This window comes from Acinetobacter amyesii (genome assembly GCF_002018365.1).
Taxonomy (GTDB): domain Bacteria; phylum Pseudomonadota; class Gammaproteobacteria; order Pseudomonadales; family Moraxellaceae; genus Acinetobacter; species Acinetobacter amyesii.
The window spans coordinates 175,690-191,767 of record NZ_MVKX01000006.1 but is presented as its reverse complement, the minus strand read 5'-3'; the positions used below and the strand labels follow the sequence as shown (position 1 = coordinate 191,767).

The following is a 16,078-nucleotide window of genomic DNA, read 5'->3' as shown; positions in this document are numbered from 1 at the left end:
GACAAAAAAATCCCGACTTAAGTCGGGATTTTTGATTTCGCTCAAACCTTTAAGAGGCTTTTGATTGTTTGGATTTTAAAATTTCAGTTCTGAAGTTTTGAGCCAATTCAGCGGCATCACTGTCCATTCCATTGAGCATAAACGCATGACGAGTGAGCACATTGGTCGGATTTGGCAAGCTGACCAATTGGAAATGATCTGAAATCTCTTTGAGCAAAGTTGTCGGCACATGAATGGCACTTTCTTTGGCAACCAATTGTTGGACTAAACGTTCAGCCGCTTGTACAGAAGACAATTGCATGGCTTCGACAGAGCTTGAAATCGCGCTACGGGTTTGTAAAACGAAACGTTTTTCTTCACGGTAGCGTTTATATAAAACATCAGAAAGCAATTGGAATACTGAGCTGATCATGGTGAGGCAACGCAGCGCATCTGGAGTGTCAGCGGTCATGCTGATGGTTGCACCATGTTCATCAAACTTATGTACCGTACTGATGTCAGAACTGTTCAATTTATAATGTTGAACACAGAGTTCTGTGGTTTTATTCAAGAAAATTTGGCAGAGATTAAAATACGGCACAGACACGGTTTTGTTGACGCTATCGAGCAGTTGTTTCGGATCATAAAATTGAATATTTAATGCCAAGCTGTTGCTGTCGAGAACCACTGGTTTCATGTCTTTATGCTGTTTTGCTTTGGCTTGCGCATTTTGCTGCGCTTGAGCAATCGCCACAGCGGCATTATGTTTTTCTTGTTCTAAAGCCTGCGCTAGCGTTTGAATTTCGTGTTTTAGACGTGATTCATTGTTGATTCGCGCTAAATATTCAGTACGACTTGGACGTGCAATAGCGCGATACGCCAACCACAACAAGCCATGTAAGAATAATGAAAATAGAATCGCGGCCCATTGCGTACGTAAGATTTCACCAATACTTGGTTTAATTAAGGTGATTTCAACCGTTCCGACTTTCTTTTCGTTTTGCAGCGCATCTCGAACAAAGATTTCACCGTCACGGGTTTTGGTCAAACCGCCTGTGGCCAAAACTTGATTATTGGCATTTAAGATGCGGATGGAAGCCACGCTCGGGTTGGTTGCATAGCGGTCAGCAAGTAAGGCTAATGATACGGTATTGGCCGGCTCAAGCTCAGATAGGCTGTCTGTAACCAATTGACTGGTCATCAGTTGTCCCTGACTGGCACGGTTTTCGTTCAGTTGGTGGGTTGTTGCCAATACCAATAAAAAGGTATGCAAAGCAAAACAAACTACTAATAGGCTAGCAAATAGCCCTTGTCTAGGCGCATTCAACGTAAACTTCCAAGGCAATTCTATTCAATTTAGATTATGATTCTTACATTAGTTGTAGCTCAGACCCGAGTCAATTCATGCGAGAAATCATTCTTATATCACTTTTAGGACCTGACCAACCTAATCAATTTACACGATTAATGCAGGTTTTGTCCGCACATTCCTTACAGATTTTAGATGTCGGACAAGCAGTCATCCACAATCAGCTGACTTTAGGTATTGTTGTTTCGTCGGAAGACCAGACTGCGACAGCATTAGCCATGAAGGAGATGTTGATTTTAGCACATGATATTGGCTTAACTGTGCGCTTTAAACCAATCTCTACAACAGAATATCAACAATGGGTAAATGAGGGAGGCCGCACACGCTATATCGTGACGGCACTTGCGCCAGAATTACAGGCGTCTCATTTACAGGCAGTTACAAATATTGTGTCGAGCCAAGGCTTCAATATCGAAACTGTGACTCGTTTATCTGGCCGTCCAGAATTAGATGGATCAAGCGAAGGTCCGCGCCGTGCCTGTGTTCAATTTGGTTTAAAAGGCCAAATGTTGGATGCTACTGCGATGCGTGCAGCATGTTTACGTCTATCTACCGAACTTGGGGTAGATGTTGCCGTTCAAGAGGACAATGCTTACCGTCGTAATCGTCGTTTGGTCTGCTTTGATATGGACTCGACGCTGATTGAGCAAGAAGTAATTGACGAATTGGCGATTGAAGCGGGTGTCGGCGCTCAAGTGGCTGAAATCACTGAACGTGCTATGCAAGGTGAACTCGATTTCCAACAAAGTTTCCGTGCACGTGTGGCACTGCTCAAAGGTATGGATGCTTCGGTATTACCTAAAATTGCAGAACGTTTGACTGTTACAGAAGGTGCGGAACGTCTGATTTCAACGCTGAAATCATTGGGTTATCGCACGGCTATTTTGTCAGGTGGTTTTCAGTATTTTGCTGAATATCTACAAGCAAAACTGGGTATCGATGAAGTCCATGCCAATGTACTGGACGTCCAAGATGGCGCGGTAACCGGTGAAGTGAAAGGTCATATTGTGGATGGTGCTCGCAAAGCCTACTTGTTGACACAAATCGCTGAGGAAATGGGGATTTCATTAGAACAAGCCATTGCTGTCGGTGATGGTGCGAATGACTTACCTATGTTGTCTTTAGCCGGCTTAGGCGTTGCCTTCCGTGCGAAACCTTTGGTTCGTCAAAATGCCAATCAAGCCATTTCAAGCGTGGGTCTAGATGGTGTTCTTTACCTGCTTGGTGTGCATGATAAAGATTTAAATCGTGCTTAAAACCATTTAAGTCATACTAAAAAACGTAGCCAAAAGGCTGCGTTTTTTTATGCCAAGAATTCAGCTCATCCGATGAACGGTAGAAGAAAATTGTCGATAAAAACAACGATTAACAGCATTCGAAAAATTAATTTTTTTAGCCTAAAACCAGCTGTTTTTTTTGTAATGACACTCGAAACGAGATGCCATCATTGTTCTAGAAATTCTTTAAAAAGAAAAAATGTAATGACAAAATAATGTTGCGACAAGGTGTGTCGCATGGACAAAAAACGAGACTTTTTTTATGCAAAAAACTCAGCATAATGCTTGCAAGAGATTGAGATCGACCAAATCTATTTACTGAAGATACAGTAGTGAGATGGCTCAGCATCCTGTAGGACAAGAGATGTCAGCTGTCAAATGACGGAGGTTTTTATGTTAACAGCGAATTTAGCAACAATCGTTGGCCTGAGCTTGGTATCGGCGGCTGTGATTGCTGTTTTCTTCTCGCCTTATCGTCGCTGGTTAAGTTTTATGCTGGCGGGGATGCTGGTGTGGGGACTCATTGAAGTGATTCGATTTGGCACACAAACCATGTTTGAATTATCAGTGACCTATAGTTATTTAACGGCATTAATGGCCGCAATGGTGGTATTCACTTTAGTATTGTTACGTGAAGACCGCCGTGCAGAGCGTGCGATGGCAAAGCGCCAATGTATAGAGCACACGCCTGTATATGATGAAGAACAGCAATGTTCGAGCCGATAAGTGCCAGAACAAAATTTCAATGAAAATGCGCCTAAGGGCGCATTTTTTTATGAACGCATTAGTCCGATTTGAGATACAAAGCCTTACTTCTCAAAAGCCAAGTTATGGTAGGATGAAGCCAGTCAATTTTCCAACAATTACAATAGGCTTTAAGTCATGAAACTATCATCAATTCCTGTCGTAAAACTACCTTTAGTTGATGTCAGTACGGATCCACTTGATTTACTCGTGGCAGGTTTAGCGCTTCGTATGAAACAGCTTGCACGTACTAGCCCTAAATTCATTGAATTGGTTCATGAACGTCAATTCCGCATTCAAATCGGTACAGATTTGGGTGTTGCACGTCAAATTATTGTAAATAATGGACAGATTGATACTGTTTCAGGCGATGCTGAAAAAGCAGACTTTATTTTGCAATTTGCGGACAGCGAACAGGGCGTAAAAACCTTGATGAAAGGTGACCCAACAGCATTTATGACCGGTATGCAAAATGGCAGTATTAAAATGGAAGGTGATTTTGGTCTATTGGTGTGGTTTAACCAAGTGGCGAAATTAATTCCACCTAAACTTCCAAAACCTGTTAAAGAAAAAATTAAAATCGCACGTGCGTTTATTAAAGAAAAAACAGGTAAGTAAGATTTACGCCTTGCTTTCCCTCCTTTAGCGGGGAGGATTTAAAAAAAAGCCCTCTTTTGAGGGCTTTTTTTAATGCTTCAGTGGTTATTCAACTTCTAAATTAAAGGTCACTGGACCGTCATTGACCAAATGCACTTTCATGTCGGCAGCAAAGATGCCTGTTTGTACATGGTCATATTGGCTCGTGGTGTAATCGACCAACTGTTCATACAGTGCTTTGGCATCGCTTGGCGGCATGGCAGGGCCAAAATCGGGGCGCAGGCCTTTTTGCGTTTGCGCCATCAGGGTAAATTGAGACACCAAGAGGATACCGCCGCCGGCTTGACTGACATTCCAGCCCATCTTGCCTTGTTCATCATCAAAAAAGCGGTATTTCAAGATCTTATCGATCAGCTTTTTGCCTTTTTCTAAATCGTCAGCTTTGCCAAGTCCTAAAAACACCAAAATACCGTGATTAATTTCACCCGTGATCTCACCATCGACCACCACTTTGGCTTCTAAAACACGTTGTAACAAGGCCCGCATAACTTCTTCCGAGTAGAAAATTGAACATAGGGCAGGAATTGTAGCAAAGACAGCATTCTTTCGAGGCGATGTGTAGGAAATTTTGTGCTCAAATATTTGAAAATGAACTGTATATTTTTTATAAATCTAATAATACGATTGAATTTATAAAAATAATCTGTTTTATCTATTTATTGAATGCCAGTATCTTTGCGGGGCAGGAAAGGTATTTAACAGAGAGATTAAGACGATGTTTAAGCGTTCTTTATTGGTTGCGATGTTAGCAACAGCAACAGCGGCGACTCAAGCAGCGCCATTAACCAAAGACAATGGTGCACCAGTAGGCGATAACCAAAACTCGATTACTGCGGGTCCTAATGGTTCAGTTCTACTTCAAGACGTACAATTGGTTCAAAAATTACAACGTTTTGGTCGTGAGCGTATTCCTGAGCGTGTGGTACATGCCCGTGGTACAGGTGCTTATGGTGAATTCGTTGCAACTAAAGATTTATCTGATCTAACCATTGCTTCATTGTTCAAAGCAGGTACCAAGACTCCAGTTTTCTTACGTTTCTCGACTGTAATTCACGGTAAAGGTTCTCCAGAAACTTTACGTGACCCGCACGGTTTTGCGATCAAGTTCTATACACAAGAAGGCAACTGGGACTTAGTGGGTAACCAAACTCCAGTATTCTTCATCCGTGATGCGATCAAATTCCCAGACTTCATCCATGCGATGAAGCCTAGCCCAATCAACAACGTTCAAGACGCAAACCGCGTATTTGACTTCTTGTCTAGCCAGCCATGGGCAACCAACATGTTGACTTATGTGTATGGTAACCAAGGTGTGCCTACCAGCTACCGCGAACAAGACGGCTTTGGTGTACATGCGTATAAGCTTTATAACGACAAAGGCGAATACAAATACGTTAAATTCAACTTCCGCTCTAAACAAGGCGTGAAAGGTCTGAACGTTAAAGAAGCTGCTGAGCAACAAGGTAAAGATTTCAACCACTTGACTAACGATCTTTATAACAACATCAACGCTGGTAAATTCCCGAAATGGGATCTTTATATCCAAGTGTTAGATCCTAAAGATTTAAACAGCTTTGATTTTGACCCGCTTGATCCAACAAAAATCTGGCCTACAGATCTAGTGAAAGAAACCAAAGTGGGGACTTTAACGCTGAACCGTATGCCGAAAAACTTCTTCAATGAAACTGAACAAGTGGCATTGGCTCCAGGTAACTTAGTTCCAGGTATCGAGCCTTCAGAAGACCGTCTATTACAAGGTCGTATCTTCTCTTACTCAGATACTCAAATGTACCGTTTAGGCGCGAACCACCAGCAAATTCCAGTAAACCGTCCGCTTGTTGCTGTTAACAACAACAACCAAGATGGCTACATGAATGTTAGCGAGCGTGATTCTGACGTGAACTACGAGCCAAGCCGTAAAGAGCCTAAAGCTGCAACTGAGAAAGCACGTGCAGTTCAAACACCGCTGACAGGCACAGTTCAACAGATCGGTACCAAAGAGCAAAACTTCAAGCAAGCGGGTGAGCTTTACCGTTCATACACTGCTAAAGAAAAAGACGATTTAATCATGAATTTGGCTGCGGATCTTGGCAACGTAAAAGATTCTGAGACCAAGCACATCATGTTGTCTTACTTCTACAAAGCAGATGCAGATTACGGTATGCGTATGACCAAAGCAGTAAACGGTAACCTTGCAACTGTAAAAGCCAAAGCAGCACAACTGAAAGACTAATTTCGATCAGTCTGAAGGATTGGTAACTAGGGTCTAGAACGTTACCTCAAAAAAGTCCTATGAAGCTCCATACCTTTCCTGCACCCTAGGGGGAGTTTCATAGGCACTCCTTAAATATTTATTTTTAATGAAATGAATTATTTCCAATTCAATTCTACATTCGATTTCTGTTGGAGTTCATCATGAAAGTTATGCAGCATTTGACTTTAGCCAGTCTTCTTGCGTTTGGTTCCGCATTCGCAAACGTGGCAATCGCGGAAGATATCTCCCCCGCTAAAGCGTCTGCAAGCGATCAGATGACCTCACAACAGGAATTGATTGCGATCTTCTTTGCCGCAGCCAAAACCGGCAATGAAGAAGTCATCAATGAGTTTCTCAAGCATGGTTTTCCAGTCGATGTACGCAATGCCTCGGGTTTTACACCACTAATGATGGCGACCTATTATGGTCATCAAAATATTGTGACTCGTTTGCTGGAACATGGTGCAGACCGCTGCGCACGGGACAATAAAGGCAATACTGCATTGATGGGTGCCATGTTTAAATTGGAATGGGCGATTGCAAAGCAATTACGCCAAGTGGACTGTGATGCCAATGCCAAAAAAACGGGGCAAAAGACTGCAGAGCAGTTTGCACGTGAATTTGGTCAAGAAGAAAAATATCGACAGTTGCTCAAAAAATAGTGAGCTTGATCGCGCTCAGCTTTAGCAAAAAAATTGAAAAAAGTCGATGAATCGTGGTGATTTATAAGTTATTCCACTAAATCAATCGGCTTTTTATCAATAAAGTATGCTTTAATGCAAAGAGTTGATAAAAACTGAAAGTCTTTATGTCTCCAATCATCCAATCCTTATTAGACACAGATCTGTATAAATTCACCATGCTTCAGGTGGTGTTACACAAATTTCCGCAAACCCATAGTGTGTATCACTTTCGCTGCCGTAACTTGGATGATACAGCCTATCCACTGGTCGAAATTTTGGATGATTTAAACACGCAACTCGACATGCTGTGTCAGTTGAAGTTTAAAGAAGATGAATTGCAGTATTTACGCAGTTTACGTTTTATTAAAAGCGATTTTGTTGATTATCTTGAATTATTCCAGCTCAAACGTCGTTTTATTAAAGCCGGCATTGATGAAGAAGGTCGTTTAGATATTTGGGTAGAAGGCCCAATGGTTCAAGCGATGATGTTTGAAATCTTTGTCTTGGCGATCGTCAATGAACTGTATTTCCAACGTATTCGTACCCCAGAGATATTGGTTGAAGGTGAGCGTCGTCTTCAACATAAAATTGCGCTGTTAAAACAATACGAAGCGGCACAAAATCCAAAAGATCCACCATTCTTAGTCTCTGATTTTGGGACACGCCGTCGTTATAGCTACGAATGGCAAAAACATGTGATTGCTGAATTTTATCAAGCCGTTCCAAATATTTTCCGTGGCACAAGTAATGTCCTGATTGCCAAAGATTTGAATATTATTCCGATCGGTACTATGGCACATGAATTCTTGCAGGCGTTCCAAGCGCTCGATGTTCGATTACGTGACTTTCAAAAAGCGGCACTGGAAACTTGGGTTCAAGAATACCGTGGTGACCTTGGGATAGCTTTGACTGACGTGGTTGGTATGGATGCGTTCTTACGTGACTTCGATTTGTACTTTGCTAAATTATTCGACGGTTTACGTCATGACAGTGGCGACCCGTATGAATGGGGCGATAAAGCCTATGCACATTACAAAAAGCTTAAAGTCGATAGCAAAAGTAAAATGCTGACCTTTAGTGATGGTCTAAATATCGAAAAAGCCTGGGATCTGCATAATTACTTCAAAGACCGTTTCCAAGTCAGCTTTGGTATTGGTACCAACTTGACCAATGATATGGGGCAAACTGCGCTGAATATCGTACTGAAACTGGTGGAATGTAATGGTCAATCCGTGGCAAAAATCTCAGATAGTCCGGGTAAAACCATGACGGATAACGATACTTTCTTGGCGTATCTACGTCAGGTGTTTGACATCCCAGAAGATGCCAAATAATTGCGAATGTCGCGATGTATCAACAACCGGATCTGAGATCCGGTTTTTTATTATCTAAAATATTGCTAAAGGAATGCAAAAATTCAGAATAATAGTGAAAATGACTTATGCTAAGATCGAATTTAATCGCACAAAATACAACACGAACAACGATGACAGCATCTACACTGAATTTTGGTCTGCTGATTGAAGCGGAAGAATTGGTTCCACATCTGGGCAATGAAAAACTACGGATCGTCGATTTGAGTCGTCGTTCGGTTTATGACCAGTTGCATATTCCACATGCACTGCATGTCCAGCCAAAATTGTTGGTGCGCCAAGAAGAACAAGCGATGGGACTATTACCTGACCAAGCTGGCTTAGAACAGCTCATTCGCTATCTGAATATCAGTCCAGAACATCATGTGGTGGTGTATGACGATGAAGGTGGGGCATGGGCTGGCCGACTGATTTGGAACTTACATTGCCTCGGTTTTGAACATACCAGTCTACTCAATGGCGGCATCCATGCTTGGCTTGGGGCAGGCTTACCGACCTCGTCTGAAATTGAGCAATTTGAACCCGTGAGCCCATTGGTTGAAGTCAGTGCAGAGGCGCGTGCTCAGTATCAAACCGACTATGAAGAGCTATTGGCTCGTGTGCAGCAGGAGCAGATCCAAGTGTGGGACTGCCGTACCGAAGATGAATATACAGGCTTACGTTTAGCAGCGCGACGCGGCGGTCACATTCCGGGGGCACTTCATTTTGAATGGAGTACTGCCCTTAACCGAGAAAATCATTTAAAATTGCATCCTTTAGAACGCACACAACAACGCTTAGAACAATTGGGATTCAATTTAAACGAACCTGTGGTGGTGTATTGTCAGTCCCATCATCGGTCGGGCCTAGCTTATATACTGGGACGTTTACTCGGTTGGAATATTCAAGCTTATGATGGTGCGTGGAGCGAGTGGGGCAACCGACTCGATAGTCCTGTGATCACCGGAGAGTTGCCGTCTTGAGCCTTACATCTCAGTTAAAAAAACAAATTTTTATTCAAGCTCAGCGTGTTGTTCCACAGCACAAATTATCACGTATCGTCGGTAAATTGGCTGCAAGCGAAAACCCTGTGGTGAAAAATGCCGTGATTACCGCATTTAAAGCGCAGTATGGCATCGACATGTCGATTGCTGAGCAAAGCAATGCTCTAAAATTTAAATCATTCAATGAATTTTTCACTCGCTCTTTAAAAGAAGGCGTGCGTGCAGTCGATGCAGATCCATCCAGTGTTGTTTCACCCGCAGATGGTGCGATTTCACAACTGGGTAAAATTGAAAATGGTGATGTATTTCAGGCCAAAGGGCAGAAGTTCACTGTTGAAAACCTAATTGCCGATCCACAATTGGCTGAGCCGTTTAAAAATGGTCAGTTTGCTACGGTTTATTTGTCTCCAAAAGACTACCACCGTGTACATATGCCATTTGCAGGGACATTGACAGAAACCTTGTATGTACCGGGTGAATTATTCTCTGTAAACCAAACCACTGCTGAAAATATTCCGGGTTTATTCGCTCGTAATGAACGCATGGTCTGCTTATTTGATACAGAAGTTGGTCGTATGGCGGTTGTACTGGTGGGTGCAATGATCGTGGCAGGTATTGAAACCGTGGCTACAGGTAAAGTTAAACCGACAGGGCGTTTGGAACTGAATCAACACGATTTATTCTTAGAAAAAGGTGCAGAATTGGGCCGTTTCTATTTAGGTTCAACAGCGGTTGTATTGTTTGAAGAAAACAAAATGCAATGGGATGCGACCTTTAAAGCCAACTCTACTGTGGTAATGGGTGAAGCTTTAGGACATACCATTTAAGCAATTCCCTTTCCTTTTAGGATAGGGGTAGGGAGAGGTTTTTGAGCTAAGCTGATTTATTCAAAAAAGAATCCCTTCTAAACTCCCTTTATTAAAGGAAGGAATAAAAAAAGCGCCATCAGGCGCTTTTTTTAAGTTCAAAATTTAGCGTTTTACGACAATCGAGTCGATACTGCTATGACGCAAAGTTTGCTGTGCAATCACGGCAGCTTCTTGTGAATCATAGGGACCAGACACGACGCGATACCAAACTTTGCCATTTTCATTACTTTGGATCACATCGGCAGATAAGCCATTTAAAATAATTTCTGCACGACGGGCATCAGCTTGGTCAGGGTCATCATAGCTACGCACTTGCAAAATATAGCTTGCAGCAGCTGGTGTCGTTTCTGTGGCCTCAATGCCCGGCTCAGGCGGTGTAGTGGTAGCCGTTTCAGGTGCTTCAACGATCACCACGGTTTCTTTGGTATCTGTTTCAGGCACAGCTTGATCTGGAATCGGGGTGACTTGTTGCTGAGGCAACAGATCATAAAAACGGTAATCTTTATTGGTTTCTTCTTGGTAGTGTTCAGAGGTAATTTGACCTTTCGGTTTTACCGGCTCCCATGGCTTCCATAACATCAAGGCCACCAAGAAACTCAACACGATTAAAATGATCACAAGTGTACCTAACCATGCAGGAATCAATGGTTTTTTAGGCTGATTCGGCCGCTCTGATACACCGCGTTGCGTTTTTCCAAACACGAGGAAACCTCTTTAATTGTAATTGTTACGAACCTAGTGGGAACTGACCCAAAACCAAGTTCTGATTATTATATATTACATGACTGTCATGCTGTTTATGTTTAATTTTCACAATTTCAACATCTTCAATTTTTCATTAAAAGAAGACTGAATATCCATGAAAATACAGGCTCATAAAGAGCCTGTATAGGCGTCAATGTATATGGTCATACATGGACGGATTCTAACGTATGCTAAGAATGGCTTACATTGATTCAGGTGCACTCACACCCAATAATTCAAGACCATTGCGTAAAACTTGCTGTACGTTTACAGACAGTAATAAGCGCGCTTGAGTCAGTTCTGCATCATCACCCAAGACTTTATTTTCGTTGTACCAACCATGGAACAACGCCGCTAATTCTTTCAAGTAGTTACCCACTTGATGTGGTTCATAGCTGTTTGCTGCACGAACCACAATTTCAGGATAAGCTGCAAGTTTAGCAAGAACTTCAGTTTCAGCTTCTAACTCAAGTTTAGCTGCAAATTGACGTGCAGCTTCAGCAGAGAATTGAACGTCTGTCGCAGCCGCTTTTTCGAGCATACGGCAGATACGTGCGTGTGCGTATTGGATGTAGTACACCGCATTGTCTTTGCTTTGAGATACAGCAAGGTCTAAGTCGAAGTCAATGTGTTGTTCTGATTTACGCATGACGTAGTAGAAACGAGCAGCATCGTTGCCCACTTCTTTACGTAAGTCGCGTAAAGTCACGAATTGACCTGAACGAGATGACATTTGAACCATCTCGCCGCCACGCCATAGGCTCACAAATTGAACCAATAGCACAGTCAATTTTTTAGAATCATAGCCAAGCGCATCAATCGCTGCTTTCACACGTGCGATATAACCGTGGTGGTCTGAACCCCAGATATCCACGATATCGGTATAGCCGCGTTGCAGTTTATTTAAGTGATAAGCAATGTCAGATGCGAAGTACGTAGTTTGACCATTACGACGTTTTACAACACGGTCTTTTTCATCACCAAATTCAGTTGATTTGAACCAGATGTTGCCATCTTTTTCGTATAAGAAACCACGTTGATCGAGCATTTGTAATGCTTCATCAATTTTTTCAGTCAAGGTTGCTTCGCTGAACCATTGATTGAAAGTCACGCCAAACTCACCGAGGTCATCTTTAATGTCATCAAGAATGGCTTTCAGCGCAGCTTGATGGAACACACGGTAACCCGCAGCCAAATGGTTTTGTGAATTATGAATTAGGCCATCAATGTGTTTTTCTTTATCGCCTGAAACAACGACTTTATTGCCTTCGCTATCGAGTTCAGCAGCATATTGCACATCTTCAGGAACATCTTTGTAGATGTCGGCAACAGGGCGTACATAAGCATCGCCATCTTTGTCGATAATGCTTTGTGCGATTTCTTTAACGTAGTCGCCTTGGTATGCATTTTTAGGGAAGACCAGTTGTTGACCGGTCAATTCTAAATAACGCAAGTAAGTCGATGTCGCCAAGATATCCATTTGACGGCCAGCATCGTTGACATAGTATTCACGGTCAACTTTGGCACCTGTTGCTTCAAGAAGATTGGCAACGGTCATACCGTAAGCTGCGCCACGACCATGACCAACGTGTAGGCTAGATGTAGGGTTGGCTGAAACGAATTCCACTTGAACACGTTTTTCAGCATTGGCCTGTGTACGACCGAACTGATCTTTCTGAGCTTGAATTTGGTCTAAGACAGCAAAACGTTGGTCAGCATTTAAAAAGAAGTTAATAAAGCCAGGACCTGCAATTTCTGCTTTGCTGATATCTGCGACTTCTGGAAGATTCGCCAGAATTTTTTCGGCTAAATCACGCGGCTTCATACCTGCAGCTTTAGAGGCAATCATGGCAATGTTTGACGCAAAATCACCGTGGCTTCGGTCTTTGGTTCGGGTCAAATTGCTAGTATTGTTCCAGTCAGTTGGGAGTACACCTTCAGCTTGAAGGGATTGCACTGCATGATCGAGCGCTGCTTGTATTGCCGTATTCATAATCAGTCGAAAAATAAATGTCGCAGAAAAACGGTAAATATAGCAAATTTCAGGCTCTTTAGGTGAACCCATTTGTTGCGAATAAAAAATATTCGATAAAAGTGAAGCATTGCTTATATCGAAGTAAAACGATATAAGTGGTTTAGCGATTCAGGATCACTGCTCGAGTATATGGACATGTCACAACCCACCCCTAAAATTTTTGGCAATGTGCCGAAGTTAGCTGCACGTTGGGCGCTGATTATCGTGCCGTTTATTTTGTCCTGTCTCATGAGCGGCATTATTTCGTTTATTAATATGCTCAGAAATTTAGGTTGGTTTGAGGGTTTTCTTACCCTATGGCTGCATAATTGGATGATTTCTTGGGCAATTGCTTTCCCCATTGTGCTGATTTTATTGCCGTTTGTTCGAAAATTTACAGGCTTGTTGGTCGATATGTCAGGGCCACAGCCACCTGCAAAATAAGCCTGCATGTAAGTCACAGCTGAGTCAAACGGTGACTTACTGCATTTCGCCCCGAATATTTATAGGCTATCGCGACAACTCACCGCTTTAGAGAGTAACTCGGCTTTGTTGTTTTGGAAGGTATAGAGTTTTGAGGCATTAAACACTTTAATGACTTTGGCTTGAGCGATAGCGGTTTTAAAGTTTTGAAACTTTTGCTGATTGGCTGTCTCAAACGGATTTCCAAAGTTTTTATTGTCGAGCAGAATTTGAATTTGTCCCACATTCGTGTCATGGGCTTTTAGAATATCTTGGCCATCTGCATTGCTTAAACTGAACGTTGGGCGCTGAGTGCTGATTTTGCAATTCAATTTGAGGCTCAAGGTGAAACTGTCTGCCGATTTATTTTTGAGGGTAGATGTACCTTGTTGATCATTTTCAATATAGACCCACTGATTTTTCGGCATATTGGTCAGTAGGGTTTCTAACTGTTGTTGGGTACTTTTGCTGATATCGACCGTGCCTTTTTTATCGATTTCAGGGGCTTTTTCTTTACCGAGCATCCCCATCACTTTGTCGCTGACTGTACTGCTGGTTTTGGAAATGGTCTGGCAAGCGCTTAAGCTACTGATGATCAGAATGAAAGGTAGTGTATAGATGGCAGGTAAATGCATAGATTTTATTGTTCTATTAAATTTTAGGATCGGCAAAGTTTAACGGTTCTACGCATAAAGCTCAAACCTGCGGCCTATCATCTCCTGTGATGAGGTCTTTAGCGGGCAGCTAAAGCAGCCATTCTACACAGGCACGAATAATCCCCAGTGCTAGGCCAATAAAACCGCCGACCACGACACCATTGACTCGGATCATATGCAGGTCGCCACCGACTTCGTTTTCGATCTTATCGATCATTTCACGTGAGTCCCATTCGTGTATACGCTCACTGATAAACCGAATGACTTTTTCGCTGTATTGGTCGGAGAGATTGATGGCAATATCACTCATTTTTTCATTCAGCAATTGGCGTACAGCGACGTTAGAGACAATATTTTCGCCCACTTGTTGAATGGCGACACGTAGGTTTTGTGCAATCCCAGAGTCGGGTTTTTCTAAATCAGAACGAATCGCGTCGCATAAAATCACCACTGCACCACTGATAAAATTCAACATTTGTGGACTATCGAGCATGGCATCTTTGGTGCTGTTCAGGCGTTGGCTGGCAACACTCTGATTGTCCGCCAGTTGCTGCATAAGCTGCTGTGCCATGTCTTCGATTTTACGGCGCCACGGATGTTCATGGTCAGCAAGCATTGACTCGACACGACTGACCAGTGAATCAATGGTTCGCTGCTGTACATCAATACCAATCCAGCTTGCACCTTTGGCGAGCTTCCAAACACCGAGTTCTTTAAACAACTGACGTGATAAATCACGGGTTTGTTCAGGGTGCTGTAACATCCAATCATGGGCTAAATCTAGTCCACGTTGCAGGACATCTTGATGGAAATCATTTTCTAAAACTGCTCGCAGCATTTCACTGGCAAGATGGTTGACTTGCGTATTGCGCACCCATTGCACGCTGTTATTTTGGATAAAGCGTCCAATTTGTTCCTGACCGACAAATTCGAAAATTTTCGGGACCGTTTGCTGAATGACTTGGGTCACTTGCGCATTATTGTGCGGATTGGCCAACCATTTCCCGACGGCAAGAGAGAGATCCGTTTCCTCTAAGCTTTTTTCAACCACTTGTGGTGAAAGAAAATTTTCCTGAACAAAGCGGCCCATCGACTCGGCAATGCGTGCTTTATTGCGTGGAATAATTTCTGTGTGATCACGTAAAAATTTGGGAATCGGAATCCGACCAAAAGGATTGCGAAATAAGACGGTTATCGCATACCAGTCTGCCAAACCACCAACCACGCCAGCTTCTGCTGAAAGCATTAAAATATGAATAAGCCAGACGTATTCGGGCAGCAATTTAGCTGCGATCATCAATGCAATCCACGCCAGCACCGCCACCACCAAAGCAATGGTGGCGAAGCGTTTACTGCGTTGCAGACTGGGCGAAACAGCGGGCTGTTCAGTTGGGTTCATCAATGATCGGGTCTCTATAGGTTGACTTATTTGGTGGTAGGCTCAGCGGCTACAGGCAAAGGATTTCCTTGGCTGTCTAAACCATATTTAGCCCCGAGTGACTGCAAAATCAAGCGAGCATCAAAGGCATCCTGAGGGGCTTTGGCACGATCTTTATAACAAGTAATACTGTAGGAAACTTGAGTTGGATCGAGTGTGACCACCTGTGGAACGTCATAAAACGGGCCTGGCCAAAAGCCGGGATGGCGACGGTAATAGCCATATGGATAAGGCATAGGGTCTGGGTAAATCACTGCTTGGCGCGGCGGTTTTTGACTCCGATTACTCGGGTCATCCATGACTTTAAAATATTGAAAGCCATTGTGTAGGGTGGTTTGAGCAGCTTTAACCAAGGTGATTTCTTCGGCAGTGCCATAGCTCATATTGGGTCTAGCTTGGAAGCTAATCCGATAGCTTTGAGCATTTAATGGCGTTGCAGCATAACGACCCAATTGTTCGAAGGTTAAAGGCTTCGATGGGGTGCTTGCACAGCCGGTGAAGCCCAGTGCTGCGGTCAAGGCTGCTGCAATAATGAGTTTGTTCATGCGCATACTCCTGTTCAGTCGGTTCATGGCA

Annotated in this window: 16 protein-coding genes; 9 read left to right on the top strand and 7 right to left on the bottom strand. The window is 43.0% G+C overall.

All coding sequences use genetic code 11. The features are described from left to right. Nucleotides 1-49: 49 nt before the first annotated feature. Complete coding sequence (locus B1202_RS10900) at nucleotides 50-1,306, bottom strand: hypothetical protein (protein WP_078190618.1); 1,257 nt, start codon at nucleotides 1,304-1,306, stop codon at nucleotides 50-52. A 77-nt stretch (nucleotides 1,307-1,383) separates the two neighbouring features. Between B1202_RS10900 and serB the strand changes: the two genes are divergently transcribed. The 3 genes from serB (at nucleotide 1,384) to B1202_RS10885 (ending at nucleotide 3,987) form a co-directional block, all read left to right on the top strand. Then, entirely contained in the window at nucleotides 1,384-2,604 is a 1,221-nt protein-coding gene (gene serB, locus B1202_RS10895; RefSeq protein ID WP_078190617.1) for a phosphoserine phosphatase SerB, read from the top strand. 414 nt (nucleotides 2,605-3,018) lie between these two features. Then, a complete protein-coding gene (gene aciT / locus B1202_RS10890; protein ID WP_078190616.1) occupies nucleotides 3,019-3,351 on the top strand; it encodes an AciT family ciprofloxacin tolerance protein in 333 nt (110 codons plus the stop codon). 156 nt (nucleotides 3,352-3,507) lie between these two features. Continuing rightward, a complete protein-coding gene (locus B1202_RS10885) occupies nucleotides 3,508-3,987 on the top strand; it encodes an SCP2 sterol-binding domain-containing protein (RefSeq protein WP_078190615.1) in 480 nt (159 codons plus the stop codon). A gap of 84 nt (nucleotides 3,988-4,071) precedes the next feature. Here B1202_RS10885 and dtd read toward each other — a convergent pair whose 3' ends face one another. After that, on the bottom strand, nucleotides 4,072-4,512 hold the full coding sequence (dtd, locus tag B1202_RS10880; RefSeq protein ID WP_078190614.1) for a D-aminoacyl-tRNA deacylase: 441 nt from the start codon (nucleotides 4,510-4,512) through the stop codon (nucleotides 4,072-4,074). A 229-nt stretch (nucleotides 4,513-4,741) separates the two neighbouring features. Here dtd and B1202_RS10875 point away from each other — a divergent pair, with 229 nt between their 5' ends. The 5 genes from B1202_RS10875 to asd all read left to right on the top strand — a co-directional run bounded on the left by B1202_RS10875 (nucleotide 4,742) and on the right by asd (nucleotide 10,146). Beyond that, nucleotides 4,742-6,259, top strand: a complete 1,518-nt coding sequence (locus B1202_RS10875) for a catalase (protein ID WP_078190613.1) — start codon at nucleotides 4,742-4,744, stop codon at nucleotides 6,257-6,259. Nucleotides 6,260-6,441: 182 nt separating this feature from the next. Next, a complete protein-coding gene (locus B1202_RS10870) occupies nucleotides 6,442-6,942 on the top strand; it encodes an ankyrin repeat domain-containing protein (protein WP_078190612.1) in 501 nt (166 codons plus the stop codon). 146 nt (nucleotides 6,943-7,088) lie between these two features. Continuing rightward, the gene (pncB, locus tag B1202_RS10865) at nucleotides 7,089-8,297 is read left to right on the top strand and encodes a nicotinate phosphoribosyltransferase (RefSeq protein ID WP_078190611.1); all 1,209 of its coding nucleotides are present in this window, start codon (nucleotides 7,089-7,091) and stop codon (nucleotides 8,295-8,297) included. Nucleotides 8,298-8,449: 152 nt separating this feature from the next. Further along, nucleotides 8,450-9,298 (top strand): sulfurtransferase, encoded by an 849-nt coding sequence (locus B1202_RS10860; RefSeq protein ID WP_078190675.1) that lies wholly within the window; start codon nucleotides 8,450-8,452, stop codon nucleotides 9,296-9,298. Continuing rightward, entirely contained in the window at nucleotides 9,295-10,146 is an 852-nt protein-coding gene (gene asd / locus B1202_RS10855; protein WP_078190610.1) for an archaetidylserine decarboxylase, read from the top strand. The genes B1202_RS10860 and asd overlap by 4 nt, the downstream gene beginning before the upstream one ends. Nucleotides 10,147-10,290: 144 nt before the next feature. Here the strand turns inward: asd and B1202_RS10850 are convergent, their stop codons facing one another. After that, the gene (locus tag B1202_RS10850) at nucleotides 10,291-10,890 is read right to left on the bottom strand and encodes an SPOR domain-containing protein (RefSeq protein WP_078190609.1); all 600 of its coding nucleotides are present in this window, start codon (nucleotides 10,888-10,890) and stop codon (nucleotides 10,291-10,293) included. 244 nt (nucleotides 10,891-11,134) lie between these two features. Then, nucleotides 11,135-12,925 (bottom strand): arginine--tRNA ligase, encoded by a 1,791-nt coding sequence (argS, locus tag B1202_RS10845; RefSeq protein ID WP_078190674.1) that lies wholly within the window; start codon nucleotides 12,923-12,925, stop codon nucleotides 11,135-11,137. Nucleotides 12,926-13,102: 177 nt separating this feature from the next. Between argS and B1202_RS10840 the strand changes: the two genes are divergently transcribed. Continuing rightward, the gene (locus B1202_RS10840) at nucleotides 13,103-13,390 is read left to right on the top strand and encodes a DUF2798 domain-containing protein (RefSeq protein ID WP_372491143.1); all 288 of its coding nucleotides are present in this window, start codon (nucleotides 13,103-13,105) and stop codon (nucleotides 13,388-13,390) included. A gap of 59 nt (nucleotides 13,391-13,449) precedes the next feature. Here B1202_RS10840 and B1202_RS10835 read toward each other — a convergent pair whose 3' ends face one another. The 3 genes from B1202_RS10835 to B1202_RS10825 form a co-directional block, all read right to left on the bottom strand. Then, nucleotides 13,450-14,043 carry a hypothetical protein gene (locus B1202_RS10835; protein ID WP_078190607.1) on the bottom strand — a complete coding sequence of 198 codons (594 nt, stop codon included), beginning with the start codon at nucleotides 14,041-14,043 and terminating at the stop codon, nucleotides 13,450-13,452. 109 nt (nucleotides 14,044-14,152) lie between these two features. Then, complete coding sequence (locus B1202_RS10830) at nucleotides 14,153-15,463, bottom strand: DUF445 domain-containing protein (RefSeq protein ID WP_078190606.1); 1,311 nt, start codon at nucleotides 15,461-15,463, stop codon at nucleotides 14,153-14,155. A gap of 26 nt (nucleotides 15,464-15,489) precedes the next feature. Further along, complete coding sequence (locus tag B1202_RS10825) at nucleotides 15,490-16,047, bottom strand: CC0125/CC1285 family lipoprotein (protein ID WP_078190605.1); 558 nt, start codon at nucleotides 16,045-16,047, stop codon at nucleotides 15,490-15,492. Nucleotides 16,048-16,078 lie beyond the last annotated feature (31 nt).